We start from the raw sequence: 14,565 nt of genomic DNA on the forward strand, positions 1-14,565 counted from the left end.
TATTAGGATGATTTGCTGCTTGTCTAAATCGGTTAATTTTATCAAAACCGGATTGCTATCTTTCTGCGATAATGGTATTTCTTGGATACCATTAAATTTTAGCATGAAAACCATCCTCTTTCATAGGATGGCAAACTTATATTAAATATACAATATTAAACTGATGGGACTATTAAGCAAAGGGAATGTTGCATGAATATACAGTCTGGCTTCATCCATATACAAAATATTATTCTTCAAGAACTGGATCCGGGCTGTACTGACTATATTTCCCCGCACGACCGCATGGGAACGCGGATAACGGATTCCGTTGCCGCTGCCGCTTTTATCGGCCGCCTGTCACGACGGCTTGATCGAGCAGTACCGCTCAGGGTGTTTTGGGACTATCCCACTGCCGCTGAACTGGCCGGATATCTTGCCGAACCCTCTCCGGCGCCGGCGAGTTTCCCCCCGGATGGAATCAAGAGCGCGCGAGCGACCTCCCTTGAACCCATTGCCGTTGTCGGGTTGGCCTGCCGCATGCCGGGCGCCGGCGACGCGGCGGCGTTTCGGCGCTTGCTCAGGGCGGGTCGTTGCGCAGTGGGACCGATACCCGAGGGCCGTTTCATTGCCGGCGCGTTGCAGCAGCGGTGGAGCAATCCATCATACAGAGGAGGCTTTTTGCCTGATGTGGCGGCCTTTGATCGGCGGATTTTCGGCATCTCCCGTCATGAGTCTTCCAAGATGGATCCGCAACAGAAATTGGTGCTTGAGGCGGGCTGGTCCGCTATCGAAGACGCAGGACTTGATCCGGTTGGCCTCAAAGGGGCGCGAGGCGGAGTATTTATCGGCGCCATGTGGAATGATTTTGCCCATTATGCCATTTCGGGAGAGATGTCCGCACACTCCGCCACCGGAATGGATCCCAGTATCATTTCGGCTCGCCTATCGTTTCTGCTCGGGTTATCGGGGCCCTCCCTGACGATAAATACGGCATGTTCTTCATCGTTGGCGGCCGTCCATTTGGCCTGCCAAAGTCTGCGGGCGGGAGAGTGCGAATTCGCCTTGGCGGGTGGGGTGAATGTGATCCTGTCCGAGCACAGCAACGCGGCCATGCACGCGCTCGGCGTGTTATCGCCGACGGGCGCCTGTCATGCCTTCGCGGCACCGGCCGACGGTTACGCCCGTGCCGAAGGCTGCGGTATCCTGCTGTTGAAGCCCCTGTACGCGGCTCTCGGGGATGGCAACCCAATCTATGGAACGGTATGTGCCAGCGGGGTCAATAACAACGGTTACAGTACTTCCCTGACCGCTCCATCGGCGCGGGCTCAGGCGGCCCTGATGCGGGAAGTCTGCCGTCAGGGGGAAATTACGCCCGGTGATGTGGACTACCTCGAGGCTCATGGCACGGGAACATTGCTGGGGGATCCCATTGAGGCAGCAGCGGCCGCCGAGGTGTATTGCCGGGGGCAAAACAGGACCCGACCCTTGATTGTCGGCTCGGTGAAGGCCAATATCGGTCATTGCGAGGCCGCGTCCGGCGTGGCCGGCTTGATTAAGATTTTGCTCGCCATGCATGACGGCGAGATACCGCCGCAGGCTAATTTTCAGCATCCCAGCCCCCATATCGACCTATCGGCATTAGGCATAACCCTTCCCCGGCAACCGGTTCCCTGGCCAGCGGGCAACGGCAGGCGCCTGGCGGCGCTGAGTTCTTTTGGGTTCGGCGGGACCAAAGCCCATGCCCTTATTGCCGATATCTGGCAGAGTCAATGCCGTTTTAGCCGGCCCGCGCGGAAGACCGGCGATGCCAAGGACGACCGCCGCAGCATGAGCGAGAAAACAGGCGCGCCGGTCAAGGAGACAATGGCATCGAACATCGCCCTTGTGCTGGACAAGGATACGATGGCATCGAACAAAGGCGGTGCGGCGGGCATTCACTCCAGTGTTGATATGGTTGCCGATAATAGCCGTGGCGCGACGCTGTTATTCTCCGGGCAGGGATCGCATTGGACCGGCATGGGGTTAGCGCTGGCCGCCGTCGATCCGGTTTTTCGGTACAGGATAAAAATCTGTGATGGCGTGGTACGTCAAATTGCCGGTTGGTCCCCGGCCCAACGGCTGTACTCGCCCAATGAGGGCTTTACCGACATCCGTATCGCCTGGCCGTGCCATCTCGCCATTCAATTGGCTATTGCCGATGTCTGGCGCAGCCGGGGAGTGTCGGTGACCGCCGTGGCGGGGCACAGCATCGGCGAACTGGCCGCGGCTCATTGGGCGGGCATGCTGTCTCTCGAAGAGGCCTTCGCCATCTCTTTGGCCCAGGCGAAGTGGGCCGCCGGCCAATCTGGCGTAATGGCGTTAATCGGCCTGGATTGGACGCGGACCGGCGCATTGTTAAAACAAATCGGCTTGCCAATCCATCGCGCGATTCAGCACCAAGAGAACGCCACCGTGGTGTCGGGCAATGTGGAAACAATGGCCTTTCTCAAATCGGCTTGTATCGCCCATCGTATTGATTTCACTCCGGTAAATACGGCGGCCGCGGGACATCGGCCGGTGACGGATGCTGATCTCGAAGGGCTGGAGGCGGTACTGCCAAAAATAACCGCCGCGCCGCCGGCAATGAGGTTTTTTTCAGCCCTGGCCGGGGAGGCAGCGGCGACAGACGGTCTGCCATGGACGCATTGGCGCGATCTGCTGATAAAGCCGCTTTATTGGCGTGATCATTTGAACATCGTCATGGCCGAAGATCGCTCGGTATTTATCGAAATTTCACCTCATCCTGTGGTGCTGTCGACGCTGCCGCCGGAGAGTGACGGGAAAAGGGTTGCAGTCGCCAGCGCCCGCAAAGATCAATTCGCCCCACAGATTATGGATGAGGCGATGGCCATGCTGATACGTCACGGTGTTGAGCTTTCTCAACCCATGACCTACGGCGCTTCCGCCGGCGACGGCCCGAAGCGGCGAGCCCTTCAGAGGGAACATGCCCTTAGGCTGCTGCCGGTGTCGGCGCGCTCCCCGGATGTTCTTGGCGCGCGATGTTGCCAACTGGCGGCATTGCTCGAGGATCCGGCCGTGTCGTTATCCGATCTCAGCTTCACCCTGGCGACCCGACCGGTACATTATGCCCATAGGGCGGCGGTTGTCGTTGCCGATAAGAAGGATGCCATTCGGGAATTGACGGCTTTCGCCGGTAACACGGCAAGGCCCGCATTAGCCAAATTGGAACACACGGCTATCAAACGGGTCGCATTGCTGTGCTCCGCCCGCCACTGGATGTCGTCCGGGGATGTGGCGGCATTGATTGAGCAGCCGGCTTTTCGTTTGACCTATCATCGCGGCAGGCAGGCTCTGCAAACGCTTTCGGTATCTGACAAAAGCGGTATCGGCGCCGCTTTCCTTCAGCAAATTTCCCTGGCTGCGCTGCTATCTTGGTATGGCGTCGAACGGGCTGAATTTATCGGCCTCGACGAGGGTGGGGTGATCGCCGCCCATTTGAATGGGCACCTGACGTTTTCCGACGCCGTGGCGCAATTGCGCCAAAGCGCGGAACCACCGGTGCAGCCGTCGTCATATGACCGTCCGGCCGATGGGGGGGCAATAAACCTGGCGCCGGCGCCAGGAGACCCGGATGAACAAGGGGAAACACTGCCGGCGGCGCCGGAAAATCATTTCCAGGCAGTAATACCCCTGACGCTTTGCGTGGATAACAACGTGTCGCCTGAGAGGGGGGACGCGCTTACCGCAGGTTATGGCGCACAAGGTTTCCAACCCGTATCCGGCGCAGCCCATGAACGTTTATTGAGGCTGTTGGGCACGTTATATTCGCTGGGTTCGATAGAAGATCCGCGCCGGCTGGGCGGACAGGGCTCTAACATCATATTGCCGGAACAGCCCTGGAGGCATGATAAGTCAGACTATCCGGACAGCGCGGCAGCCGATGATGTCAACGGCCCGCCCGCTAAGAAGCCGATAAAGCTGTATGAGCCGCAATGGATTGCAACGCCGCACGCTTGCGCTTTACCTGACCGGAGCCGTGCCTGCGACGATAAGGACGAAGACAACGGGGACGGCATCCCAGGTTCTGCCGGGGCGGGGATGGTGATTTTTGCCGAGCCCGACCTTGAAAAGCAGCTAAAGGCCCGGGTTTTGGCAGGCAGGCGTTTTGGGTGGCGTGCGGCGACCGCTACCACGTCCATCGGCATAACGTGACGGTTGATCCCGCCGATCCAGACCACTTTTCCAGAGTGCTTGCTGCCTGTCCCGCCGCCAAAATCCTCTATCTCCTTGGACTGTCCCCGCCCGCCGGTCAAGACGTGGCGACGCGTTACCTGCTGGAGCCTCTCCTCACCCTCGTCCGCGCCATTGCGACAAAAAAAACCGGTAATACCGAACTTTATCTCATCACGACCGGCTGTCAGCCGGTGGGGAACATGCCCGTAAACCGGCCGGAACAGGCATTATTATGGGGAGTGGCCCGCACGCTGCGGCTGGAACACCCTGAGATGAATTGCCGCATTATCGATATCGATCCGGGCGATGGACACACCCCGCTGTCCGGGCTTGCCTTTACCGCTCTTATGCGGGGTATCGGCGAACAATGCCTCCATGAAAGCGCCTGGCGCGGTAATCAATGCTATGTGCCGGCGCTCTCCGTTTGCCCGGTGTTTCCCCTTGAGGGGCGGCAATCAACCTGTGCCGGCAATGTTACGGGATTCTATCTGATCAGCGGCGGACTGGGGGCATTCGGCCTGCGTCTGGCGCATTGGCTCATCGATCGCGGTATGACAAACATTGCCCTCATGGGCCGCGGGGGCGCCGGGGAGACGACGCGACAGGCCATCGCCGGGCTTGAACAACGCGGTGCCAGAATAAGCGTCTATGCCGCCGATGTGGCGGATCTCACGGCGTTGGAAAATGCCGTCTCCCACGCTGAAGACGCTTTCGGCCCGTTAATCGGCATTATCCACGGGGCGGGGATTTTACGCGGCGGCTTTCTGCAGCAGGATAGCGCCGCTACCCACTACCAGGTCATGCGTCCTAAAGTGGAGGGCGCCATGAATCTTCACCATATTACCCAACGGCGGCAAGTCGCGGAATTCATCCTTATCTCGTCCGCATCGTCGGTGTTGGGGTTGTCACGCTACGCCGGTTACGCCGCCGCCAACGCCTATCTGGATGCATTAGCCTGGAGGCGCCGCGGCTCGGGACTGCCCGCTCTCAGCATCGGCTTCGGACCTTTCTCCGACGCGGGCCTGGCGTTATCAGAGCCGGCGCTGATGCACTCATCCCGCTTACCGGCGTTAACCATGTCCCAAGGCATCCACTGGTTGTCCCGCGCGCTGTGCTCAGGGTCGGCTCATGTGATTGCCATGGCGTATGACGCCCCGGATCCGGCCCATGGGATTGACAAGGCCCACGGGGCCATGGACCCGTCCCATACCGTCACCAAGGCTGTGGGAGCGACGGACCGAGCCACCCTGGACATGGCCGGCCCCCACCTCGCGGCAAAGGTTGCCCGGTCACCCGCGTCATTATCTTCTTCCACTCCCGGCCAGCGGGCCGCTCAAATCGTGCAATATATCCGGCGCCAGGTCGCCGGGCTGGCGGGCGGTGACGGCGAGGACTTCTCCGACCGGCGGCCCTTACGTGACGTGGGTATCGATTCATTGACCGGGGTAGAGCTGCGCAATCGGCTACAACGGAAATTCGGCATCCCGCTGCCGGTGACGCTGCTATGGGATTATCCGACCCTGGCTGAATTAACGGCGCTTATCCTTAACCGCGTCCAGATGACTCTTTCTCAAGGGGAAAACCACCATGAATAAACTTTCCGCCCCCAGGCCCTCATCGTCATTGAAAAAAGCGGTTTTTACCCTGTGCTCCCAGAGCGCGGCGCGGGCGGACCGCCGCGCTGAACCCATAGCGGTCATCGGGTTGGCCTGCCGGGTGCCCGGCGCCGATACCGCCGACGGGTTCTGGCAACTGCTGGCGGCGCAACGGGATGCCGTGGAAGAAATTCCTTCAGACCGATGGGATAACGCCGCTTGGTATCATCCCGATCCGCAGATGCCCGGAAAGCTTGCCACCCGCTGGGGCGGCGTGATTGCCGCCGAGGCATTCGACCATGATTTTTTCGGTATATCCCTGGAAGAAGCGCGGCAGATGGACCCGCAACAGCGAATATTTCTGGAGGTGGCCTGGGAAGCGCTGGAAGATGCCGGTCTGACCCAACAGGATTTGGCGGGGAGCCAGACCGGGGTCTTCGTCGGCGCTGTGAATTATAATGGCGATTACGCGCGGCGCGTCTTTTCGGATATCCATCGAATCAACGCCTTTAGCGGACCGGGGGTGGCGAACAGCGTCCTGTCCGGCAGGCTGGCCTATTTGTACGACCTGAAAGGGCCGAATATTACCATCGATACAGCCTGCTCATCTTCGCTGGTGGCGCTGCACCTGGCCTGCCAAAGCCTGCGGCAGCGGGAGTGCGACCGGGCGATCGCCGGCGGCGTTAATGTGATTACCGCGCCAGAATTCACCCTGGCCACCTCGCGCATGAATCTTATGGCGGCCGACGGACGTTGCAAACCCTTTGACGCCGCCGCCGACGGTATCGTCAGGAGCGACGGCTGCGGCGCGGTGGTGCTGAAACGGCTGTCCGACGCGCAACGGGAGGAGGATCGCATACTGGCGGTCATTCGTGGTTCGGCGGTTAACCAGGACGGCAGGACCAACGGGCTCACCGCGCCCAGCGGCCATGCCCAGACCGCGCTGATAAAACAGGCCTTGTCCCGGGCGCAGACGGCGCCGGAGGATATCGGTTATATCGAAGCGCACGGTACCGGGACGCGGCTGGGGGATCCCATTGAAATTGCCGCCATCTCCGACGCGCTGGGTGAGCAAGCCGAACGGTATCCTTGTTATGTCGGCTCGCTCAAGGGCAATGTGGGCCATTGCGAGGCGGCGGCGGGGATCCTGTCTTTCATCAAAGTGGCGCTCTCCCTGCAACACGGCGCTATCCCGCCGCAGGTACACCTGAAAGACGTTAACCCGCATATTGATTTGTCCCGGCGGCGGGTAATTTTTCCGACAACATTGACCCCCTGGCCGGTGGCGAACGGTTTACCACAATGCGCGGGGGTCAGTTCATTCGGTTGGTCCGGCACCAATGCCCATGTCATCGTCGCACCGGCCCCAGCGTGCATTGCCGAAGAAAAACCGCGGCCAACGGCCCTCATCCTGCCGCTGTCCGCCGCCAGCGCACCGGCACTGCAACAGCAGGCCCGGCGGTTTGCCGATTTACTGGCCCAACAAGACTCAACGCAGACAAGGGCATCCGCCGATCTCTGTTTCACCGCGGCTACCGGTCGAACTCATCATCCCCATCGTCGGGCGTTTGTCGCCGACAACGCGGCCGGGCTCGCCTGTGCCATCACCCGCTGGCTTGAGACCGGGCAGCCATTGGCGAAGGGTGCTTCCGGCGGGCTCGCCGTGATTTTTAGCGGGCAGGGAGAACAATGGCCCGGCATGGTGGATGAATTGATGGCCTGTGAAGGGGTTTTTCGCGAGGGGATGCTGCGCTGTGATGATGAAGTCCGTCGATTGGCCGGATGGTCGGTGCTGGAGGCGATTCGGGCGGGGAGCAGCGTTGATTTAAGCGCCACCGCCATCGCACAACCCTGCATTGTGTCCATTCAAACCTCGCTTTTTTCACTGCTCGCCGGCTGGGGCATCCAGCCGGCGGCGGTAGCCGGCCACAGCGTGGGCGAATTCTCAGCCGCCTGCTGTGGAGGGGTTCTTACCCTGGAGCAAACGCTGGCGGCGGTGATCGCCCGTGGCCGGATTATGGAGGCCATCCGTTCGGACGGCCAAATGATCGCGGTCGCGGCGACCGAAGAGCAGCTCCTTTCGCTGTTAAAAGAGTGCGCGGGAGTCACGGTGGCAGCTCAGAACAGCCCGAAGTCGACGGTACTGTCGCTGGATGCGGCACAGGCAGACAAAATAAAAACGCTGCTGGACGGCGCCGGATTGGCGGTTTTTCCCGTCAATCCCCATTACGCTTTCCATGGCCCGCAGATTGAACCGCTCAGCGACCCGCTGTTGGCGGCGTTCAAGTATTTGCAACCCGCCGATAGCCCTATGATCGTGGCCTCCTCGTCCAGGGAGAGATCATCGAGGGTAGCCGCATGGATGCCCATTATTGGGTCGCCAATGCCCGGCGGCCGGTACGATTCGCGACGGCAATCGCCTGCCTGCTCGACGCCGGTATGGATGATTTTTGGAAATCGGGCCCGGCGCTACGCTGACGCCGCATATCAATCATTGTGTCATAAAGCCGGACGTACGGCCCGGGCCGCGGGTTTGTTGCCACGGGGCAGAACGCAGTATCCGGCGCTGCTTGATTGCGCCGCGCGGCTCTATTCCTCCGGCCATGAACTCCACTGGCGGGGCCTGATGAAAGGGCGCGGCAAGCTTGTCTCCCTTCCGCCGCCGCCCTGGCGACACACCCCATGCTGGCTGCCGTTGACGACGGTAGCCGGTCCGGCCGCTTCACTGGCGGGGGAGGCGCAAGCGCCGGCGCTGGAACATCTCTCTTTTCGGGCCGGATGGGGGGGGGAGGGGCAGCCGCCGCTGGGGGGGCCCCGCATGTTCGGCAACCTGGTGGTGCCGGGGGCGGTTCATATCGCGGTCATTGCCACACATCTTAACCGCTATCTGCAAACCTATGATTTTACCCTTGCCAACCTGGTGTTCATCCGGCCGCTTATCCTGAAATCCGATGACAGCGCCATGGCCACTCTGGCCTTTGGGCCGCGCCATAAAAACGTCGACGCGGTGGATTTCACCCTTGATGCCGCCGATCGGCGCGGGCAAGGGCGATTGCCTCTCTCCCGGGGGACGATAAATCTGCGGGCTGACGGCGACAATCCGGACTCGCCGCCACAGCGGCTCAGCGAACGCGTCATATTACTTGAGCGTCAAAACGTTAACGCCTTTTATCAACGGGCACATGCCGCCGGGCTAGAACTGGGGCCGTCGTTCCGTTGGTTGAACGAACTCTGGTGCGATGCCGTCGCGGGCCGCGCCTGTTTCACCCTGGGCAATGAAGGGGACGACCCAGCCGGCCCTCCTCTGGCACTCTCTCCCGGATTGATGGACGCCTGCTTCCAGGCCATGTTCGCGGCGTTCTGGCGACTCTTCCCCAGAGCGACCTTTTATTCCCCTGAGCGTGGACCATCTGCGCGTCAAGCAACAGCTGACCGCCCCCCTGTGGGGAGAAGCCATCCTCACCTCATCTCTTAAGGCCGATGTGGAAACTCTGTGCGGTGACATCTGGTTGTATAGCGACGACGGCGCTTGCGTCGCGTGTTTCCAGCGAGTCACCCTGAAACGGGTGAGGGCGGCGTCATTGACGCCGCTGTCTACCGGCCCGTCCAGCGCCCTTTACCGTTTTGAATGGGATGGGCTTCCCCTCCCGCCGCCGGCCGCGGCGCCGCGGCTGACAAACTGTACGGTAATTGCCCGCGACGGCGATGATGCCCAGGCGTTTGCGCAAGCCATGACGGCGGCGGGGGTCAGCTCGGCCATTATCACTCCTAAGGAGGATGAACTGTCGGCCGCCCATTTTACCGACCTGGCGGGGACGGTGATTTATCTTGCCGGTTGTGGGGATGAGTGCGAGACCTTCACGGCACGGGAGTGGCTAGACCACCAGATACAGGCTTTCGGCGACCTGAAACGGATAGCCGATATCAGCGCCCAAACCGCGACCCATCGCCAACTGCGAGTATGGGCCGTCACGCTGACGCGGTCCGAAGATCACTGTTGTGACTTGGGAGGCGCCGTTGTGTGGGGCCTTGGGCGAACCATAGCCAAAGAGTACCCGTCTATTTGGGGCGGTCTGCTGGCGTTGCCGGTCCGGGCGCTGGCGGACGAGGGGGGAATTGAGCCGTTACCGGCATTGCTGGCCTCGGTGGCTCGCGTGCCGGAGTACCGGCTGCGGGCCGGCCAAGTCTATGGCCGCAGGATGATCCCCCTGAAGCAGGATCCGGCGCCACTGCCGCTGCGCCGTGACGGCAGCTATCTTATTACCGGCGGCTGCGGCGAAACCGGACGTATGCTGGCCGAGCGGCTGTTTTCCCAAGGCGCGGGCGGCGTTATGCTGCTGGGCCGATCCGCCCTGACGCCGGAATTGATAAGGCTGGCGCGGGACTATAAGCAGCGGGCCCTTCATTTGCGCCTGTTCCAGGGGGATGTCGCCCGTCCAGAAGATATCGACGCCGCGTTGCGCGCGATGGATCGTTTTATGCCGCCGCTGGTCGGCGTTTTCCATCTGGCCGGCGTGTTGGCCGACGCCCCGCTGGCGAAGACGACCGAGGAAAAGGTCCGGCGGGTTTTTCGGCCAAAGATCTGCGGCGCATGGAATCTGCATCGCGCCACGATTAACAGAAAGCTGGAAATCTTCACGCTCTTCTCCTCTGTGTCGTCGATTATCGGCATCCCTGGACAGGGCGCTTATGCCGCGGCCAATGCTTTTATGGAGGCGTTGGCCCGCTATAGGATTGTCAAAGGACTGCCGGCGACGGCCATTTCCTGGGGACCCTGGGGGGGCGGAATGACCGCACGACTTGATCCGGCGCAGCAGCGGAGGTTCACCGAGGCCGGCCTGGGTTTGCTTGACCCCGGCGAGGTCATGGCCTGGAGCGGTCGGTGCCAGCCACAGACAGTGGTTCATCCTATTGTGGCTGATATTAATGCGCCTGATTTGGAAAAATGGCTTGGCCGCGGCACGACTTTCCATGAGTTCCCCTGCGGGGATGCACGCCAGGCGCCGGACACGCCGGATATCGTCAGCAGTGTGACCGCGCTCCCCTCATCCGAAGCGCGACAGGCCGCCGTCCTGCAATATTTGCTGAGGGAGATCGGCAAGATGGTCAACTTGGGGCCCCTGCGGGGGGATATGCCGTTGCATTCTCTGAGGCTGGATTCCCTGACCGCCGTCGCCATTGTGCAAAATATTCGCGGCCAAACCGGCTTGCCCATTCCCATCGCCCTGCTCTTCGACAGTGATGATTTGCATGAGGCCGCCGTAAAGCTTGGCTGCATTTTATGCCCGGACGTTGAGTGAACAGGCTTAAATCCGTCATGGTTCCGGTTGCAGGTGCAGTTGCTGGGCTTTCCCGCCCCTGGATCTATTTGGATATAGCACAAAGGATTGAGCAAACTTATGACAGAACGCTTCTTTAATCAAAAACAGCCGGGGCCGCTTGACGCAAAATGTCGCCGTGAACGCCCGTTAAGTGAACAACAGGCCGCGTTATGGTTCCTTTCCCGCCTCGCGCCGGATGACGCCGCCTACAATATCGCTTGCGCCTGCCGCGCGACCGGGAAGCTGGATTTTCCCGCCCTGCGCGACGCCATGCATCGCCTGGCGGGCCGGCATGATGTCCTGCGCAGCGTCTTTACCGATGAGCAGGGGTTGCCGAAGGCGGTAAGCAGGGACGATCTCCCACCGCAGGTAAATTTCTTCGATCTGCGTGGCCAAACGGCTGATGAGCGGGATGCCGCCGTGCACGATTATCATCAACAACCTTTTGATCTGGCGCGGGGGCCCTGCATCAGGTTGGGACTGTTCCAATGCGGCGAGCGTGAATATCTTTGGCTGCTGGGCATACATCACATTATCGCCGACTTCTCCACTCTGGCTCTGGTCATGGATGAACTGGAGGTCTTGTATATCGCCGAAATCGGGGGTGACGCCGATACCGCTGTTACGAAGAAGCGTACCTTTGATCACTTTATCGCCGAGGAACGACGTTTCCTTAACGGCGGCGGCGCATTGTGCGCGCAAAATTACTGGTCGGCGCTTTTGGCTTCGCCGCCGCCGCCGCTTCACTGGCGCGGGGTTGAAGAGGGCGGAGCGCGTGGCGGAGAATCGGTGTTTTTCACTCTCCCCGATGAACTTGGCCGGCGGCTCGGATTGTGTTCTCAAGAGTACGGCGTATCGCTATTTGCCCTGATGCTGACGGCATGGGCCGTTTTTGTCGGGGATCGCACCCATTCCACGGACATCATTATCGGCGTACCGATTTCACGGCGCGACGGTGATTTCGATGATGCCCTCGGCTGTTTCTTCAATATGCTGCCGCTGCGTCTGTCCATGGCGGCCACGACCTTCAGGACGCTAACCGTCCGGGTACGCAAGTCATTGGGCGCGGCGCTGGAGCATCGTCATTATCCGTTTGGCAATATCATCAAAGACCTGCGCATCCCGCGCTCCGCGGCGCGGAACCCGCTATTGCAGACGACGGTCAATATGCCCGGCTCGCCGCGGATGTCCAAGAGCGGAGGATTGATGCTGGGGGATGAGGCGCTGAGCCTCTCCTGGGGGAATATGACGTTACGGCCCTATCGTTTACGCCAACAGGAAGGGCAGATGGATTTGGCGCTGGAATTCGCCGAAGGGCCCTCGGGACTGACCGGCGTTATCAAAGGACGAAGCGCGCTGTTTTCCCGGTCGGATATTGAGCGGGCTTGCGAAGATTACCTGGCTACGGTTCAACGGCTTATCGCCGCCCCGGATGAAAATGTGGCGGCGGAGGACCGCAAGCTGGGAAACCCAGGGGTTTTTGCGACTATCAACACAAGGCGCCTGGTCGCCTGCGCCGACGACGACATTGTCAGTCGCGTCGGTCGCTGGGCGCGGGATGCGGGGGATACCGTCGCGGTAACCGATGCGTCAGGGGCGACCACCTATGAGCAATTGTGGCGAGCCTCTATTGCCATTGCGCGGCGGCTTGTCCGCGCAGGCGTCGGCCCGGGCTACCGCGTCGGGCTGGGCATGGCCCCCGGCGCCGATGCTCTGGCCGCTATGCTGGCCATTATGCGCACCGGCGCCGCTTATCTGCCCCTGGAGCCGATGAATCCGCCGGCGAGACTGCAAAAAATGGCGCTGAACGCCGGTGTGCGGGTCATAGTGATCGCCGGTCAACGGCACCGGGCGGTATTCGGCGGTCTGGGCTGTGAAGTGCTGGACATCCATGAGAAGACTGACGCGTCGGACGGCTGCCCGGGGCCGACCCATGGCCCGGACCCTGCCAGAGGGAGCGATGAAGCGTCGAATCACGCCGCCCCGTGCTTGACGGCCTATACCCTGTTTACGTCGGGGTCCACCGGCTGTCCCAAGGGAATAGACGTGCTCCACCGTAACGTCACCGCCTTTCTCGATGCCATGGCGGAGGAAATTGTTTTGCCCGCCGGGCAAAAATGGACCTGGTGTCATGCCGCCAGCTTCGACCTGTCGGTGTGGGAAATCTGGGGCTGTCTGTGTTCCGGCGGCGAGCTTTTGGTCATCCCGGCTGAACTGCGATCCCGTCCCGATGCGTTATTGACCTTTCTTCAACGGTCAAAAGCGCAGGTGGTGTCTCAAACGCCATCGGGACTGAAGGGGTTATTGCCCGAGCTGCTTCGACGGCAAATCGTGCTGCCGGTACGTCATTTTATGATTTCCGGCGAAGCGCTGCCCGGCCGGATTGCGGCTCCTTTCCTAACCGGCGAGACAAAAATGTGGAACCTTTACGGCCCCTCTGAGACCACGGTATTCGCCATGATTGAACGGGTTACCGCTGATTTGACCCGGCGCGAAACCGTGCCTCTTGGCCGCCCCCTGCGTTTTGCAACGGTGGCGGTGTTGGATGAACGGCTCCGGCCGGTGCCGGTAGGTGAGGCCGGAGAGATCTGCATCGGCGGTCTGGGCGTTAGCCCGGGGTATGTCGGACTGCCCGAACTGACCGCTGAACGTTTTGTCCCCGATCCTTTTGCCGAAGGCCGCGCCAGAATGTACCGCAGCGGCGATCGTGGTCTGTGGGACGGGCAACGGCTTCATTATCTGGGCCGCATGGACCAGCAGATCAAACTCAATGGCTATCGTATTGAACTCGGCGAGGTTGAACATGCTATCGGCGGCTATCCGGCGGTGACCGAGGCGGCGGTGCTGCTGGAACAGGCTGCCGGCGGCGGCCAACTGACCGCCGTCATGGTGCTTGATTCACCCTTCACCGAGGCTATGGAGGAGGATTTGCGCCGATTCCTTGCCGGCCGGCTGCCGTTCTATATGTTGCCGGGGCGACTTCTGCGGGCTCAAGCGCTGCCCCGCAACGGCCATAATAAACTCGACCGAAATAAACTGCGTGAGGAGGTGGACCAAGGCCGTTTTAATGCCTCGACGGCGGACGCCGCCGGGACAGGGAGAGACGCGATGCCGCTGCTCTCCGCGCTACAGGATATCTGGTGCGCGGTATTGGGCCGGAGGGAAGTGGGCCTTGACGATGTTTTTTTCGACGTCGGCGGTAATTCGCTGACATTGATGCAGGTCTTTTCACGGTTGCTGACCCTGCCGGGATGCGGCGCCCTGACCCCAGCGGATCTTTTTCGCTTTCCCACCATCAGATCGCTGGCGGCGCAACGGGCCACGGCGTCCGTGGCGGATCGCGGCGCCGGCCGGGACGCAGACTGCGGCGGACCCACGTCGTTGGATGCCATGGCGGCCTTGCGCAAACGGGCACGACACAACCCAATATAAAG

General features: G+C 60.9%; 5 protein-coding genes. All 5 read left to right on the forward strand.

Going from position 1 to position 14,565, the window contains the following annotated elements:
• Nucleotides 1–192: 192 nt before the first annotated feature.
• The 5 genes from GTU79_RS13570 to GTU79_RS13590 all read left to right on the forward strand — a co-directional run bounded on the left by GTU79_RS13570 (nt 193) and on the right by GTU79_RS13590 (nt 14,563).
• Nucleotides 193–4,194: a type I polyketide synthase gene (locus GTU79_RS13570; protein ID WP_214514043.1), complete on the forward strand. Its 4,002-nt coding sequence runs from the start codon at nt 193–195 to the stop codon at nt 4,192–4,194.
• A complete protein-coding gene (locus GTU79_RS13575) occupies nt 4,152–5,810 on the forward strand; it encodes a beta-ketoacyl reductase (RefSeq protein WP_214514044.1) in 1,659 nt (552 codons plus the stop codon). Before GTU79_RS13570 ends, GTU79_RS13575 begins: the two co-directional genes overlap by 43 nt.
• On the forward strand, nt 5,803–9,285 hold the full coding sequence (locus GTU79_RS13580; protein WP_214514045.1) for a type I polyketide synthase: 3,483 nt from the start codon (nt 5,803–5,805) through the stop codon (nt 9,283–9,285). Before GTU79_RS13575 ends, GTU79_RS13580 begins: the two co-directional genes overlap by 8 nt.
• Nucleotides 9,212–11,110, forward strand: coding sequence for a beta-ketoacyl reductase (locus tag GTU79_RS13585; RefSeq protein ID WP_214514046.1), 1,899 nt, complete (start codon nt 9,212–9,214; stop codon nt 11,108–11,110). The genes GTU79_RS13580 and GTU79_RS13585 overlap by 74 nt, the downstream gene beginning before the upstream one ends.
• 99 nt (nt 11,111–11,209) lie before the next feature.
• The gene (locus tag GTU79_RS13590) at nt 11,210–14,563 is read left to right on the forward strand and encodes a non-ribosomal peptide synthetase (RefSeq protein ID WP_203521525.1); all 3,354 of its coding nucleotides are present in this window, start codon (nt 11,210–11,212) and stop codon (nt 14,561–14,563) included.
• Nucleotides 14,564–14,565: the final 2 nt, after the last annotated feature.

The sequence above is a fragment of the Sodalis ligni genome (genome assembly GCF_016865525.2).
GTDB lineage: Bacteria > Pseudomonadota > Gammaproteobacteria > Enterobacterales > Enterobacteriaceae > Acerihabitans > Acerihabitans ligni.

Excerpts from the sequence above, each read along its gene's own strand:
- GTU79_RS13570 (WP_214514043.1), top strand. The coding sequence starts at position 193 with ATGAATATACAGTCTGGCTTCATCCATATACAAAATATTATTCTTCAA.
- GTU79_RS13580 (WP_214514045.1), top strand. The coding sequence starts at position 5,803 with ATGAATAAACTTTCCGCCCCCAGGCCCTCATCGTCATTGAAAAAAGCG.
- GTU79_RS13590 (WP_203521525.1), top strand. The coding sequence starts at position 11,210 with ATGACAGAACGCTTCTTTAATCAAAAACAGCCGGGGCCGCTTGACGCA.